Here is a 14,484-nt window from a genome sequence, read left to right on the forward strand (position 1 = left end):
CGAGGAGATGACAAAAGTGCTATATGCAATTGAAGAGGCCATTGAGGATTTAAAGCAAGGCAAAATGATTGTAGTGGTTGATGACGAGGATCGGGAAAATGAAGGAGATCTTCTGGCACTCGCTGAATTCATGACACCAGCAACTATAAACTTTATGGCAACCTATGGTAGAGGATTAATTTGTACACCGATTTCACAGCAGCTTGCACAACAGCTAGATTTACATCCGATGGTTCAGCACAATACGGATAATCACCAAACAGCGTTTACCGTAAGTATCGACCATGAGGATACAACGACAGGAATTAGTGCCTATGAACGAGCATTTACGATACAAAAAATGATTGAAAAGCAAGCAAAGCCGATTGAGTTTCGTCGACCTGGTCATGTTTTTCCGCTCATTGCCAAAGATAATGGTGTTTTAGAGCGAAGAGGGCATACGGAGGCGACTGTCGATTTGGCAAAGCTTTGTCATAGTGTGCCAGTGGGTGTTATTTGCGAGATCATGGGCGATGATGGTCATATGCTACGCTTTGAGGAATTGATAAAGTACGCAGCACAGCATGACTTGAAAATGATATCAATAGAGGCACTTGTAGCATACCGCAGTCAATTGCTGACAACTGAAAATAAAATTTCTATTTAAAAAGGAGAAAGAACAATGGGTCAAACATTTGAAGCACAATTAATTGGAACGGGTTTAAAAATTGCAGTTGTGGTAGGTCGATTTAATGAATTCATCACAAGCAAATTATTGGACGGTGCAATGGACGGCTTAACACGACATGGTGTTGATGAAGCGTCTATTGATGTTGCTTGGGTTCCAGGAGCTTTTGAAGTTCCTTTTATTGCGAAACAACTAGCAGAAACAAAGAACTATGATGCCATTATTGGTTTAGGTACGGTTATTCGCGGCTCCACAACACACTATGATTATGTTTGTAATGAGTCAGCAAAAGGTATTGCCAATGTATCGTTATCAACCAATGTACCTGTTATTTTCGGTATTGTGACGACGGAAAATATTGAGCAGGCGATTGAACGTGCTGGTACAAAATCTGGTAATAAAGGATACGATGCTGCCATGTCTGCCATTGAGATGGCTAATCTAAAGAAAATGATTGGATAATGACCAAATGTTTCTTTGAATATTTTGCACATCCATGGGAAAAATATGCTTAAGTGTATTTATTGAAGGTAATCGTTTTTCATAAATGTACTAATCTGGAGATGGCTCAGTAGGAGATGAGAAGTATTTCATCAATGGAACAAATGATCAATTTGAAAATGTTGAAATCACTATTTCAACGCTCTGCTGATGTGATTTTTCAACAATATAAATTTCAGCAATATACAGTACATTTGATAACTTGTGATGCAATGATCAACGAACAAATACTTCAGACGGTAGTTGTTCAGCGAGTCCAATCCTTATTAAGTGATGTCGCTGATGACATGTTAGAGGAACAAATCGACCAGCATTTACACATTCCCTATTTACAAAAGGTTTTAACGCAAGAGGATGCCATAACAAGAGTCTATAAAGGGCATGTATTATTGTATTTTGAAGAAAATCAATTACTATTTTCTAGTGATATTTCTAAAAAACCGAATCGAGAGCCCGGAGAAACATCGCTAGAATTAGTGGTCAAAGGGCCAAGAGATGACTTTATAGAAGATGTTTTTATTAATATTGCTTTATTAAGAAAGCGGTTGCCCACTAATTCTTTTAGTGTAGAAACATTAGAAATTGGGAGACGTTCCAAAACCACTGTAGCGGTACTCTATATGGATGACATTGTGAATTTAAATATGCTAGAACAAATCCGTCTACAATTACAAAAGATTGATACGGATATTGTTGTCAATGGTGATTTATTGATGGAAGCAATTGAACAAACAGCCAAAGTACTGCCCAGGCATGATTATACCGGGAGACCGGATTTTGCTATGCAGGCATTAATTAGGGGAAGAATACTAATAATGATTGATGGTGTTTCCTACGCATTGATCACACCTACGAATATAATGTTGCTCTTTAAATCGGGTGAGGATAATGATTTTCCTGTCATTGTCAGTTCAATGGAAAGATTGCTTCGTATTGTTGGGATATTAATTAGTATGCTAACACCAGGCTTTTGGCTTGCGCTGACTACGTATCATCAAGAACAACTTCCTTTTCTTCTTCTAGCAACAGTTGTTGAGTCGAGAACGGGACTGCCATTCCCAACGATTCTTGAAATACTAATGATGCTATTTATGTTTGAATTGTTTCGTGAAGCCAACTTACGTCTTCCGAGTGCAATTAGTGGATCAATTAGTGTTGTGGGAGGTTTAATTATCGGAGATGCAGCGATAAAAGCTGGCGTTACGAGCCCTTCAATGATTGTTGTCATTGCAATTTCGAGTATTGCGGCTTTTACATTGGTTAACCAATCATTTGTAACAGCCATGAGTATTTTTCGATTAATCATTATTATAGCCTCTGCCTTTTTTGGATTATTTGGTTTTTTTATTGCAGTATTTTTCATCATCTTATACGCAGCGAATATGCGTGTGCTAGGTGTACCCTATTTAAATTTTAGTGCACATTTGAAGAAGGAAAATCTAAAAAAATCATTATTAAGACTTTCATCAAAGGGCTACAGTAGACGACCTTCCTTTTTAAAGCCACAGGATCGAACACGTACTTCGAATAAAAAATAAACAAATTTCATTGAAGATCAGGTATTGTAGTAGGTACCTGATCTTTTTTGTGACTTTTGCTTTAGGAAGGTATTACATTAGCCTGTAGGATAGGAAATGAGACATAAAATGTTATTAGTTACCTTTTTAGTTTACTTTCTTGTAAAGGATTATTAAACTATTGGTTACGGTGTGTAATTTTAGTAGAGTTCAAGTAAAATGGATTTTCTGTTTTCATTTCTGTAGGATAATCAAGAAATGTTCACTTTACAAACAAAAAATAGAGTTAATTATTATATAATGATATTCCAGAATATTTATAGGTGAGGAAGTCCCGTTTTATATGAAAAATCGAAAAATAAAACTAATATTAATTCTATCAACGCTTTTATTATGTTTGTTTACAAGTTTAAACATCATTACATCCTATGTGAAAATTAAAAAGACCGTTGAAGAGTCAATTGCCAATCAAAGCTTAGAGGCTGCCAATTCCATTGCTTCTTCTATTGATACAGCTGCTTATCAGCAGTTTTTGAAGAATCCACAGAAGAATGATTATTATTGGGAAGTAAGAAGCTATTTAAATGATGCCAGAGTAAAACTAGGTGCATTGTTTGTTTATACGTTGAAGGTGGATAATCCAGAAGTATCAAGTGCGATGATTATGGGGCTGCCAAATGAACTGAAAAAAGGCTTTGATATAGGAGAGGTTTGTACTGTCCCAGCAAAGCAAGTGGCAAAAGCCTACAAAGGTGAAACCTATGTTACAGAGGTGATTCATGATTCTGTACATGGTTCTTATTTATCGGTTGGTACACCTATCAAAGATGAGAATGGTAAAATTATTGGGTATCTAGGCATTGATATCAGCGCAGACACATTAAATGGCATTAAGGGAAAAGTCATTGAAGACAATTTATTTATTTTTATTTTTAATGGTGTATTTATTTTAATTGTCATTGGTTCTTTTTTATTTTTACAACGATGGTATCAAAAAGAGGTAGCGAAAGAAGTCGGCGCTACAGAGGACACATATCAAGCAGAAATTAAAACTTTGATTACTTCGGTATCATCATTACGTCATGATTTCACTAATCATATTCAAGTGTTACATGGTCTTTTACAATTAGAAAAAACAGAGCAAGCAAAACAATATTTGTCTTCACTATCTAAAGAAGTTCAAGCGATTAAGTCTTTAAAATTAAATATTGACCACCCAGGTCTGTCCATCTTATTACAAACGAAAAAATTAACCGCTCAAAATCATAATATTGATATGGACTTTACCATTTCTCAAAATGACTTTAATAAGATTAAAACGACAGATTTAATCAAGATTCTATCCAATTTAATTGATAATGCCATTGATGCTGCGGTTGAATTACCTGAAGGACAACGTAAAATTATGATTTGCTGTACAGCTGATGAAGTACAGTATGAATTTAAAATTACTAATACAGGGCCAAATATTGTGGATGCTGACCACATATTTAAGCAAGGGTTTTCAACGAAAAGGCATGAGCAGGGTCGCATAAGAGGACAAGGGTTATTTATTGTGAAAGAAATTGTCCATAAATACAATGGTCATATTTCAATCGACTCATCGAAACATTTAGAAACAACTGCTATTGTCCATATTCCCATTAAATAACTGAAAATAGCTTCCTACAAATTGTAGGGAGCTTTTTTCTATTTGTTAGACATACATTACAAAATAGAAAGTGTTATGATGAAGGGGATGAAAAAAATGGAAAAGGATCTCCTGACGTTATTGAGAAAGGGTGGGCTTCATTTATATGCAAGGCATGGAACGGCCACAGTTGGTGTAGATCAGGCATATGGCACGTTTCACAGTTGCCGCTATCAAAGAAACCTATCAGAGCATGGTCGTAGGGAGGCTGTTTACTATGGTCAAATGCTGCGTTATTGGCAAATTCCCATCCTTTCGCCCATTACAGCAAGTCCGTTCTGTCGAACAAAGGAAACGGCTCTACTTGCATTTCCAACTAACGGTGTACAAATTGACCCTTTTTTGTTTGAGATCTTCATGTTAGGTGGCAATCTTACCAGTGCTGAGCAAACTAGCATTTTAACGACACTGACATCCAAGCTGGAAATAAAACCATCACAAGGCATGAATAATGTAATGATTGGTCATAGCTTTCCGAGAGACATGGGCCTTGGCATCCTTTCGAATATGGGGACGGTTGTCATCAAGCCTAAAGGTCCAGGGCGTGGGTATGATATCGTGAAAAAACTAACCTTAGAAGATTTAGCGACATTAGATTCCATTTGAGAAGAGGGAAAATATGAAGGTCAAAACAGTTGAACAATGCACATTAGAGGAAGTATTGAAAGCATGGAACAAAGGCTTCGAAGGCTATTTTGTGGATATCCATATGACGGCCGAAATGTTTTTACATCGACTGGTTGGGGAGGGGCTGTCTCCTAAACATTCCATTGTCATTTTTGACCAAGATGAACCGATTGCGATTGTTATGAACGGTTTCCGTATCATAAATGGCAAGAAAACAGCTTGGAACGGTGGTACAGGTATTTTCCCAGCCTATCGTGGTAAAGGCATCTCACGTTTATTAATAGAGGAAACCTTAGCTATCTATAAAAGAGAACATGTAGAAATCGCTACGCTGGAGGCAATTAAAGAAAATCAGGTAGCTATTGCTTTGTATGAAAAATATGGCTATGAGGTTGCTTCTTCATTATTATTTTTAAGTGGCGAATATGGAGCGAACGTAGAGCCTACAGCCGCCATTCACGTTGCAACCATTCGCCCTGAGCAGCTAGCATATCTCTCTTTTTATCAGGAAGATGTTCCTTGGCAGTGTGGCTGGCAGAGTGTGAAGCAGGGGGAAGCCAAGGTTTTCTATAATGACAACAATGAAGCCCTAGGCTATATGCTATACAAAACCGTGTGGAATGACAGCGGTGAGATGGAACGTATTCTACTCTATCAATTGGTGATCCTAGCAGAAAGTCATATAGATTTAATACCGCAATTTTTAGCCAGCGTCACAACACATAAAGTTCAGATAACGACAGTGAACTTTTTAGCAAGCAATCCAGCAACAAGCTATTTATTAAAGAATGGGCTTAAGGTGACAACAGAGCAGGTACAGATGACAAGGAGATTCTAGGCATGGTTGCCAACCTCCTAAAAATCCAGTATACTAATGCGATAAAGAATGGAAATAAAGGATGAATGAGATGACTTTTGAAGAAGTATTACCACGCTTAAAAGCAGGAGAAAAAGTAATTCGCAATGGCTGGGGTGGTGCTGAGCTATATGTGAAGCTGGTTGGTCAAAGCCAGCATGATGGCGAGACATTGAATCCTTATTTTTTAATTAACGTTCGTGGTGAGGGCTATACAATGTTCACACCTACAGTATGTGATCTATTAGCGGAAGATTGGATAATCGTAGAATCGTAATGAGTGAAGTCATCTCTTCTAGTGAGATGACTTCTTTCTGTAAGGAGACACAATATGAAGTTTGATGAATATAGAGAAAAGACGGTTTTTATTACGGGGGCCGCTTCAGGCATTGGACATGCTCAAGTTATTGCATTTTTAGAAAATGGAGCAACTGTTTTCGGATTGGATATAGAGGAGCAGGGGTTAATACAGTTACAGCAGCAATATCCTGATCGTTTTGCCTATAAGGTTGGCTCTGTAAGTAGCCAACAAGATGTGGAGCAGTCGTACAAAGAAGCTATTTCACTATTTGGGCAAATTGATATTTTATGTAATACTGCTGGGATTTTAGATGGTTTTGCGAAAACTTTGGATACAGACGAAGCGCTGTGGGATAAAATTATGAACACGAATGTGAAGGGCACGTTTTTTGTGACGAACACGATCTTACCACATATGGTAGAACGTGGCACTGGTACAATCGTCAATATGGCGTCGATTGCTGGACTTGTTGCTGGTGGTGGCGGTGCAGCCTACACAGCTTCTAAGCATGCCATTGTCGGTTATACGAAGCAGCTAGACTTAGATTATTGTCGAGCGGGTATTCGTGCGAATGCGATTGCGCCTGGAGCCATTCAAACACCGATGAATAAGGCTGATTTTGAAGGGGACGGGGAAATGGCTGAATGGGTAGCTGAAGAAACGCCAGCAGGTCGATGGGCACAGCCTTATGAGGTGGCGAATTTGACTTTATTTTTAGCAAGCTCGGCTGCCGATTATATTCATGGGGCAGTGATGCCGATTGATGGTGGTTGGCTGACAAAATAGCATTGTTCAATTCGATATTCTTCTGCTATAATACGCAGGTAAGCAAAAACGGCTTGCACTACGGCACTTCAGATAGGGCGTGAAGCTCTCTTCCTTTGGTCGTAGTTATTACTAAAATAGCAACTAGCTATTTTACAAAGGAGAATAAAATTGAATACATCTATTGTAAAAGATTCTAGCCGTGTTTCTGTAAGTGAACTTACAAAAACGGCACTTGTTGCAGCCCTTTACGTCGCTGTAACGGTTTTGTTGTCAGTCATTAGCTTTGGCGCTGTTCAGCTACGTTTGTCAGAAATGTTTAATTATCTGGCACTGTACAATAAGCGCTATGTGGTAGCGGTGACGATTGGCGTCATACTTGCAAACTTCATGTCACCAACATGGATTTTAGATGTGCCAATCGGTGGAATTGCGACCTTTCTTGTCCTATTACTTTGTAGAAGCGTCACAAAACATATGACAAATGACATTGCAAAAATGGTTGTTACTGCTTTGATTTTTGCTGTCTCCATGTTTACGGTGGCTGGTCAATTAACTATCCTTTACGATCTACCATTTTGGGCGACCTGGTTCACAGTGGGCGTTGGGGAATTATTGTCTATGACTGTTGGTGGACTGACTATTTACTTATTAAATAAAAAAATTGATTTATCTAAATAAATTCGATGAATAAAAAAGACATTATCATCGTAAGGGTGAGAGTATCAAGTTTAGAATAACTCTAACACTTCGGCTGAGTTATCCGTTTAAACTACCACTTTAGCTATTACTTCATCTACTTAATATAGTATTTTTCACTGAATATCAAAAAAGCCTCTTTGCCCGGATTCTGTCTAGCATTTTTCAGAACAAAATCCGGGCTTTTATTTATTTCCTCACGACCTAGCCAGATAGCAACAAGGCATCCCAAATCGCAAACCAATAGCTAACTCCCCATAAGCCGATTTTAGCTCACTTCCAAGCTACTTATGCCAAACAACATATCCAACTGCTAGAGCACAATTACCTTATTTCTATGATCCTTAAGCGGATAAGCGCATTTTACATATTATTAAACTGACTTTCACAACGACTTGATTGCTATCGATGCTTGTCAGACCAATCATTTGTGGGAGGGTCTAGAGACAATGTATTGCGCAGCACACAAAAAGAAAGGACTCCCGATGATCCATAAAGGAGCATTGGGAGTCCCTACTATAAAGAAATTCTTTGTCCTATTGATTAATTGGAGTGTCTTGGGACGGCTCAACATTGATATTATCAGGCTTTGCCAGAAGCTGCACCGAATTAATAGACGAGTTTGATAGTATATAATTTCCATTTACCACAGCTAAAACCTTAGCAACGTATTCTGTGGAGGAAGTGAGTGGGTTACCAAATGCATCCAATTCTATGCTTAGATCTTGACTTACATTGGAGAGCCCATTTTGATAAATTCTAGTACTATTATCATTATTCATTGCATTACTTTCTTTGAAACCATCTGCTGCATCTTTAGGTAACATAAACACTCTATACTCCGTTACGTTTTGTCCGTTTTTGACATCGAAGCTAATTTTAATATCGGAATATTTATTTTTGTCCCCTTGAACACTCAGTTTCACATTCTCCACCGCTACAGGTGCTGAATGATCCACTAAAGTAATAGCAGAAGATGCGAACGATAAGTTATACATTGCCTTGGAATTTCCATTACCTATGGACAATATATACACGCGATATTCTTGGCCATTTGTTATAAGTTTTCCATCCGTATCTTTACTACCAGTTCCCAAACTCATACTATATTGGCCTTTATTTATATCTGTATAATCAGTGACTTTAAGAGCTGCGTTCACATCAAAGCCATTTGCTTTTGATGCGGGTACGACAAGAATACGGTAATTACCTATATTGGATTCATCAGAAGGCTTCGAGAATGATATTTGTAAATCTCGACCATCTCCATAATCCCCAATATCGCTTACATTAATATTACTTACCGCCTGAACAGCTTTACTTTTACTAAGTGTAATCACAGGCGAAGCAGAGGATAGGGCATAAGTATTTGGAGTATTTCCATTGGCTACAGTTAGTACATAGACGCGATAGCTAGTTCCTTCCGTAATAAAATTACCGCGCACATCCCTAACTCCATCCAACGTTCTAGTTGCAGCTATATTCCCACCTTTGCCTTCTGTAATGTAATAATTGCTACTATTGGCTTGTGAAAGATTAAAGCTGCTGTAATAAGCTGTAGGTACGATTAGAATTCGATAATGATTGACATTTGCTTCATTAGAGGGCTTCGTGAACGTTACTTGCACATCACGCCCATCTCCATTATCAGCTATATCCGCCACATTCAGATTGGTTACAGCTTGCACATTAAAATTCTTATTTAGCGTAATCGTAGACGTCGGTGCAGATAGTGCATTGCTTCCTATTCCATTCGCTACAGTTAAAACATAGATACGGTAGCTAGTACCTTCTTTGATCGTATTACCGCGCACATCCCGAGTATTTTCAGCTAACGCCTGCTCATATGTGGACTTTCCAGATTTGTAGACAGTCGTGTAATTGTTGCTGGATACATTATTTGCTTCCGTCAGACTGAAGTTATTGTAATAAGCTGTAGGTACAACTAGAATCCGATAGTGACTAATAATTGACTCATCTACGGCCTTATTGAAAGAAACAAAGAGGTCACGCCCGTTGCCATAATCACTTACATCGCTTGCATTGAGATTCGATACTGCACCCGCATTGCTGCTAAATAGCGTAATCGTATTGGAGGCTGAAGACAACACGTTATTCGCTGAGTTATTTGCTACAGCCATAACGAATACACGATAGCTAACTCCATTCTGAATGGGATAACCATCAGTATCTCTTGCCCCTGAAGAGAGCACCTGCGTAATATTGTAGCCTGTCTTGTTCACTTGTGTGTAATAAGTGTTAGATAAACTGTTCGCCTTCGTCAATGTAAAGTTCGAATAGTTGTTAGCTCTTACAACAAAAATTCGGTAAGCGTTGATATTAGATTCATTGGACACATTATTGAAGCTAACTCTCAGGTCTCGACCATCCCCAAAGTCATTGACATCACTCACTTGTGTAATAATCGGAGTAGACATTGTATTTTGACTAAGTGTTACTGATGATGAGGCAGACGACAGTTTATTGCCTACTGAATTCGTATTACTTACAGACAGAACGACCGCTGTATAAGGTATGTTATTTCTAATGAACTCACCAGAGGTATCACGTGCTGAGGAAGACAAAGTTCCTACCAACGTACTGCCGTTACTTCCCGATTTATTCACTGTTGTATAGTAGCTGCTTGATAAATTATTCGCAGTAGTAAGACTAAAATTGCTAGCATCCTTGGTTTTTACGATAAACACACGATAATTGGAAATATTGTTATCATTCTGCGGACGAGTGAAGCTAACTGAGACATCGCGTCCATCGCCAAAATCGTTAATATCGTTAATCTTTACATTTGTTACCTCTGTAACAGAAGACAAATTGGTTAAGGTCATCTTCGGAGAAGAAGTCGATAAAACGCTAGAATAAGAACCTTTCCCAACAGCAAGTATACGAACCACATAAGGCTGATCATTTCTAATGTAGTCTCCGTCCACATCTCGTGAATTCTGCGATAAATTGATGGTACGGTTCGAACTTGAAGTAGTTACCACTGTATAATTAGAAGGGGAGACTTTCAAGGCAGATGCTAAATTAAAGCTTTTTGAAGCCTTCACAACCATAATGCGATAATGATCGACGTATGATTCTGTAGACGATCTGGAAAAGCTAACCTCCATGTCACGTCCATCTCCCTGATCATTAACATCGCGAACGGATACATGGCTCGCAGGAGCAATACTGATATTGCCTGGAATGTTTGGATTGCTTGGAGTGTCAGATTGAATCGTTACGGTCTGATTTACTGAGTTCCAGTCAACATCCTGACCAAGCGCTTCACTAACGAAGCGGACTGGTACCATTGTTCTGCCTCTTAAAATTTGTGCTGGTACATCAAGCGTAACTGACTTGCCATTAATAGTAGCTACCTTCGATTTCATCTTGAGCACTACTGTTGTATCTTCTTTATACCCTGTTACCGTTTGATTCTTTGAATCCCAATTTACACTGGCACCTAATGCCTCAAAGATTGCTCTAAGTGGCAGCATAACACGCCCTTGAATCATCGCTGGCGGTTGATCGGTCTTCAATTGAACCCCGTCCACAGTAATTGTGATGGCTTTTGCCGCTTGTGCGGTTGCCGGTTGCAGCAATAGCGGTACAATAAGCATTGCTGCGAAAAATAAAGTCCATATTTTTTTCATAAATTCCACCCTTCTTCATGCCATATGACTGACGCAGCATGACAATTAATTTAACGTATCAAAGGGATAAAAGTTTCATCCTTTTACCTCGTAAAGAAAATTTAACCATTTTAGGCTATATCGATGCTATTTTCTGATTCACTTACCGTAACAAAGATTGAGAATTTTGAGGGGAGGTACCCAACTATTCGGTGCAGGAGGATCGGTTAATAACGAGGATTATACTTAGAGTCTTTACGAAACAAAGGAAGCAACTCCCTTGCCCATAGTCGTTTCCACTAAAGGTTGTGGATTTCTATCATCAGTTTCATTTTGCCAACTGAATCAGAGGTGTTTGACGTGACTATAGACAATAGAATTGCCGAGAAATATCATATACTATGGCTTGAACTATAGAAGTGTTTACTTTTTAGTTTTTATTCCACTGTCACTGAAAGTTCCTTGACAAGTAGCGAAGAGGAGCCATAGCCTTTTGGCAGGAAGTAAAGCTCAGAGCTAGTTTCTTTGATATCTTTTAAGAACTCGAAAAAATTTCCGGCTATTGTCATTTGCTTAACAGGGGAGGCAATTTTTCCATTTTGAATATGAAACCCTTTTGCAGCGACTGAAAAATCACCTGTAACCGTATTCGTACCAGAGTGAAGCCCAGATAATTCAGTAATAAATACCCCGTTACTAACCGAGTGAATTAACTCATCAAGAGATTTCTCGCCAGTTGAAATATATAAAATTTGGGGCGCAATCGTTAACGTTCCTTTGTAAGAATCTTTATGGGCATGCCCTGTTGTTTCACAGTTATCCTTTTTAGCTGTTTTCCTGTTATGCAAAAGTGTTTGGAGTGTACCCTCTAAAATAATTTCCTGCTCTTTTGTTGCAACACCTTCACCATCAAAGTTTGCTCCAGACAATGCGGCAGGATGGAATGGCGTACTCAGCAATGTAACTGCTTCTGATGCCACTTTTTGTCCGACTTTTCCTTTTAATAGAGATTGATCTTTTTGAGCATTTTCAGCTGATAGTATTGGCATAAAAGTGTCTAATAAAGAGGCTGATGCATCAGAGCGGAAAACGATTGGATATTTTCCACCTGGAATCGATTTTTCACCTAAATTGGCAAGGGCTTCCTCAGCTGCTTCTTTTGCAATATCATCAACATGAAGAGAATGGAAATCACGTGTCATTTTCAAATAACGGCCTGTTTTCATTTCTTCACCCTCCTTTACAACTGTGGAGAGGAAAATCACTAAGCCGTTCTCTTTATGTGATAAGTCAAGATTTTTACTATTTACTAATGAACGTTCAGCTGTATATTCTTGCAGTAAACAATAATCAAGAGCAATGATGCGTGAATCGTATGCACGAATCTTTTCTTCGATGGAACGAAGAAGCTCTATTTTTTCTGGAATTCCGATAGTCTCTAATTCTTCATTGTAATATTCATAAGATGGGTATTCAGAGCTACCATCAAAAATAGCTATGCCCTCATCCTCATCAAGTATGTTTGCATTTGCTTTGGCGCTATTGATTAAAAAGGAAATCGAATCATCGTCTAACTTTTCCGTTGTAAAGTCCTCGTAGACTTAGACCTCCGTCTTCAGATGTTTCGTAGCTATCAATCTCGCCCTTGTAGAGCGTGCATCCAATAGATTTATTTAACCTCAGCTTCTATAAAGCCGGCTTCTAGCGCCTTGTCTAATAGTTTTTCTTGAAATTTAGCAATGTTCATCAATTATTCCCCCTTCGTTCCACCAACTGTTATTTCACTTACGCGTATCATTGGCTGACCTACATTGACAGGAAGGCTCCCGCTAAGTGAACCACACATACCTGCTCCATGGGCGAGATTATTACCTACTCGATCAACAAGCTGCAATGTTTTTGCGCCATTGCCTATGAGTGTCGCGCCACGTACAGGGCGTTCAATTTTTCCGTCTTTGATGATATAGGCCTCCATTACCGCAAAATTATAATCGCCAGTAGCAGGGGAAACTTGTCCACCTCCCATATATTTTGCATATATACCATACTCTGTCGATGAGATAATATCGGCTGGTGTCGATGTGCCTGGTGCGATATACGTATTTGTCATACGTGATGTAGGATTAAATCGATAGGATTGTCGACGAGAAGAGCCTGTGGGCTGAGCATTAAATTTATCGATTAAGTAGCCCTTTAAAATACCATTTTCAATTAAAACATTCTTCCTTGTTTTTTCTCCTTCATCATCAATATTTAGAGAGCCCCACTCGTTCGGTAGTGTGCCATCATCGATATATGTAACAATTTCAGGGGCGACTCTTTCACCGATACGATTGGCGAAGACTGAATTGTTTTTGGCAACAGCAGTTGCTTCTAAGCCATGTCCACAAGCCTCATGGAAAATGACACCACCAAATTCATTATCAATAATGACAGGGAATTTACCGCTTGGACATTCATCTGCGTGAAGCATTGTGACAGCGATACGTGTAGCTTCTCCTGCATAATGGTTAAGGTCTAGCTTTTCAATAAATTCAAAGCCTGCATGTGCACCTGGGCCATAGAATCCTGTTTGTACTTCAGTCCCTTCTGTAGCCGTAGCTTGCATACTAAGTCTACTGTGAACTCGCGTATCCTCTACAAATTTACCCTCTGAATTTGCGATCAGGACGTTTTGTTGCTCATCAAGATATCGAACTTTTACTTGGTGAATCCGAGGATCATAATGTCTTGCAATAGCGTCTGCTTGTCGCATGACCGCTGTTTTTCTTGTGTGCTCCACTGTACGAGGCATGTGGAGAATTTGATGAATAGGCGTGATGATTTCTTTGTGAAGAGGGTGAATGGTACCCGATCCACCACCTTTGATGGCTAGGGCTGCACGTTCTGCTGCTGCTAGTAAACCTTCCTCAGAAAAATCATTGGTGTAAGTATAGATGCTTTGAAGTCCTGAAAAAACACGGATGCCGATTCCAAAATCACGCCCAGAAATACTTTGTTCAATCTTGCCACTTTGTAAGACAAAGTCATTTACATATTTATCTTCAATAAAAATTTCAGAAAAATCCCCACCAGTTGCTAGCGCGGCTTCAAGTACATTTTCAATAATGGATTGTTTAATCATATATCTTCCTCCTTTTCTTGTTTGTACCAAATAGTTAAAAAATTCTGTATTATATTATTTTCTCAGATTTGAAGTTATGGTCACATAAAATTATGTATAGTA

At 38.7% G+C, this 14,484-nt stretch carries 12 protein-coding genes and 1 pseudogene; 9 read left to right on the top strand and 4 right to left on the bottom strand.

Features of this window, described 5'->3' with window-relative positions:
• Nucleotides 1-16: 16 nt before the first annotated feature.
• The 9 genes and pseudogenes from ribB to AC6BKE_RS15130 form a co-directional block, all read left to right on the top strand.
• Nucleotides 17-643, top strand: a pseudogene (ribB, locus tag AC6BKE_RS15090) (3,4-dihydroxy-2-butanone-4-phosphate synthase); the annotation flags it as partial.
• An 18-nt stretch (nt 644-661) separates the two neighbouring features.
• Nucleotides 662-1,129 (top strand): 6,7-dimethyl-8-ribityllumazine synthase, encoded by a 468-nt coding sequence (ribH, locus tag AC6BKE_RS15095; protein ID WP_036118550.1) that lies wholly within the window; start codon nt 662-664, stop codon nt 1,127-1,129.
• Between the two features lie 134 nt (nt 1,130-1,263).
• On the top strand, nt 1,264-2,706 hold the full coding sequence (locus AC6BKE_RS15100) for a spore germination protein (protein WP_080717029.1): 1,443 nt from the start codon (nt 1,264-1,266) through the stop codon (nt 2,704-2,706).
• A gap of 322 nt (nt 2,707-3,028) precedes the next feature.
• Nucleotides 3,029-4,336: an ATP-binding protein gene (locus AC6BKE_RS15105; RefSeq protein ID WP_036118547.1), complete on the top strand. Its 1,308-nt coding sequence runs from the start codon at nt 3,029-3,031 to the stop codon at nt 4,334-4,336.
• Between the two features lie 96 nt (nt 4,337-4,432).
• Nucleotides 4,433-4,981 carry a histidine phosphatase family protein gene (locus AC6BKE_RS15110; protein ID WP_342503990.1) on the top strand — a complete coding sequence of 183 codons (549 nt, stop codon included), beginning with the start codon at nt 4,433-4,435 and terminating at the stop codon, nt 4,979-4,981.
• 13 nt (nt 4,982-4,994) lie between these two features.
• On the top strand, nt 4,995-5,840 hold the full coding sequence (locus AC6BKE_RS15115) for a GNAT family N-acetyltransferase (RefSeq protein ID WP_499857135.1): 846 nt from the start codon (nt 4,995-4,997) through the stop codon (nt 5,838-5,840).
• A 70-nt stretch (nt 5,841-5,910) separates the two neighbouring features.
• A complete protein-coding gene (locus tag AC6BKE_RS15120; RefSeq protein WP_036118538.1) occupies nt 5,911-6,135 on the top strand; it encodes a DUF2829 domain-containing protein in 225 nt (74 codons plus the stop codon).
• Between the two features lie 54 nt (nt 6,136-6,189).
• The gene (locus AC6BKE_RS15125; protein WP_330493888.1) at nt 6,190-6,945 is read left to right on the top strand and encodes a 3-oxoacyl-ACP reductase; all 756 of its coding nucleotides are present in this window, start codon (nt 6,190-6,192) and stop codon (nt 6,943-6,945) included.
• A gap of 150 nt (nt 6,946-7,095) precedes the next feature.
• Nucleotides 7,096-7,605: a QueT transporter family protein gene (locus AC6BKE_RS15130; RefSeq protein ID WP_058845069.1), complete on the top strand. Its 510-nt coding sequence runs from the start codon at nt 7,096-7,098 to the stop codon at nt 7,603-7,605.
• A gap of 554 nt (nt 7,606-8,159) precedes the next feature.
• Here AC6BKE_RS15130 and AC6BKE_RS15135 read toward each other — a convergent pair.
• From AC6BKE_RS15135 to AC6BKE_RS15150, 4 genes are all read right to left on the bottom strand, one after another.
• Nucleotides 8,160-11,279 (bottom strand): stalk domain-containing protein, encoded by a 3,120-nt coding sequence (locus tag AC6BKE_RS15135; RefSeq protein ID WP_499857138.1) that lies wholly within the window; start codon nt 11,277-11,279, stop codon nt 8,160-8,162.
• Between the two features lie 416 nt (nt 11,280-11,695).
• Nucleotides 11,696-12,817 (bottom strand): TldD/PmbA family protein, encoded by a 1,122-nt coding sequence (locus tag AC6BKE_RS15140; protein WP_342545252.1) that lies wholly within the window; start codon nt 12,815-12,817, stop codon nt 11,696-11,698.
• A 4-nt stretch (nt 12,818-12,821) separates the two neighbouring features.
• Nucleotides 12,822-12,941 carry a PmbA/TldA family metallopeptidase gene (locus tag AC6BKE_RS15145; protein WP_499858311.1) on the bottom strand — a complete coding sequence of 40 codons (120 nt, stop codon included), beginning with the start codon at nt 12,939-12,941 and terminating at the stop codon, nt 12,822-12,824.
• A 67-nt stretch (nt 12,942-13,008) separates the two neighbouring features.
• Nucleotides 13,009-14,382 (bottom strand): TldD/PmbA family protein, encoded by a 1,374-nt coding sequence (locus tag AC6BKE_RS15150; protein ID WP_499857140.1) that lies wholly within the window; start codon nt 14,380-14,382, stop codon nt 13,009-13,011.
• Nucleotides 14,383-14,484 lie beyond the last annotated feature (102 nt).

The sequence above is a fragment of the Lysinibacillus sp. COL-1 genome, assembly GCF_059814265.1.

What these genes read in the sequence shown, in the direction of transcription:
- ribH (WP_036118550.1), top strand. Translation starts at nt 662, where the DNA reads ATGGGTCAAACATTTGAAGCACAATTAATTGGAACGGGTTTAAAAATT.
- AC6BKE_RS15100 (WP_080717029.1), top strand. Translation starts at nt 1,264, where the DNA reads ATGGAACAAATGATCAATTTGAAAATGTTGAAATCACTATTTCAACGC.
- AC6BKE_RS15105 (WP_036118547.1), top strand. Translation starts at nt 3,029, where the DNA reads ATGAAAAATCGAAAAATAAAACTAATATTAATTCTATCAACGCTTTTA.
- AC6BKE_RS15110 (WP_342503990.1), top strand. Translation starts at nt 4,433, where the DNA reads ATGGAAAAGGATCTCCTGACGTTATTGAGAAAGGGTGGGCTTCATTTA.
- AC6BKE_RS15115 (WP_499857135.1), top strand. Translation starts at nt 4,995, where the DNA reads ATGAAGGTCAAAACAGTTGAACAATGCACATTAGAGGAAGTATTGAAA.
- AC6BKE_RS15120 (WP_036118538.1), top strand. Translation starts at nt 5,911, where the DNA reads ATGACTTTTGAAGAAGTATTACCACGCTTAAAAGCAGGAGAAAAAGTA.
- AC6BKE_RS15125 (WP_330493888.1), top strand. Translation starts at nt 6,190, where the DNA reads ATGAAGTTTGATGAATATAGAGAAAAGACGGTTTTTATTACGGGGGCC.
- AC6BKE_RS15135 (WP_499857138.1), bottom strand. Translation starts at nt 11,279, where the DNA reads ATGAAAAAAATATGGACTTTATTTTTCGCAGCAATGCTTATTGTACCG.
- AC6BKE_RS15150 (WP_499857140.1), bottom strand. Translation starts at nt 14,382, where the DNA reads ATGATTAAACAATCCATTATTGAAAATGTACTTGAAGCCGCGCTAGCA.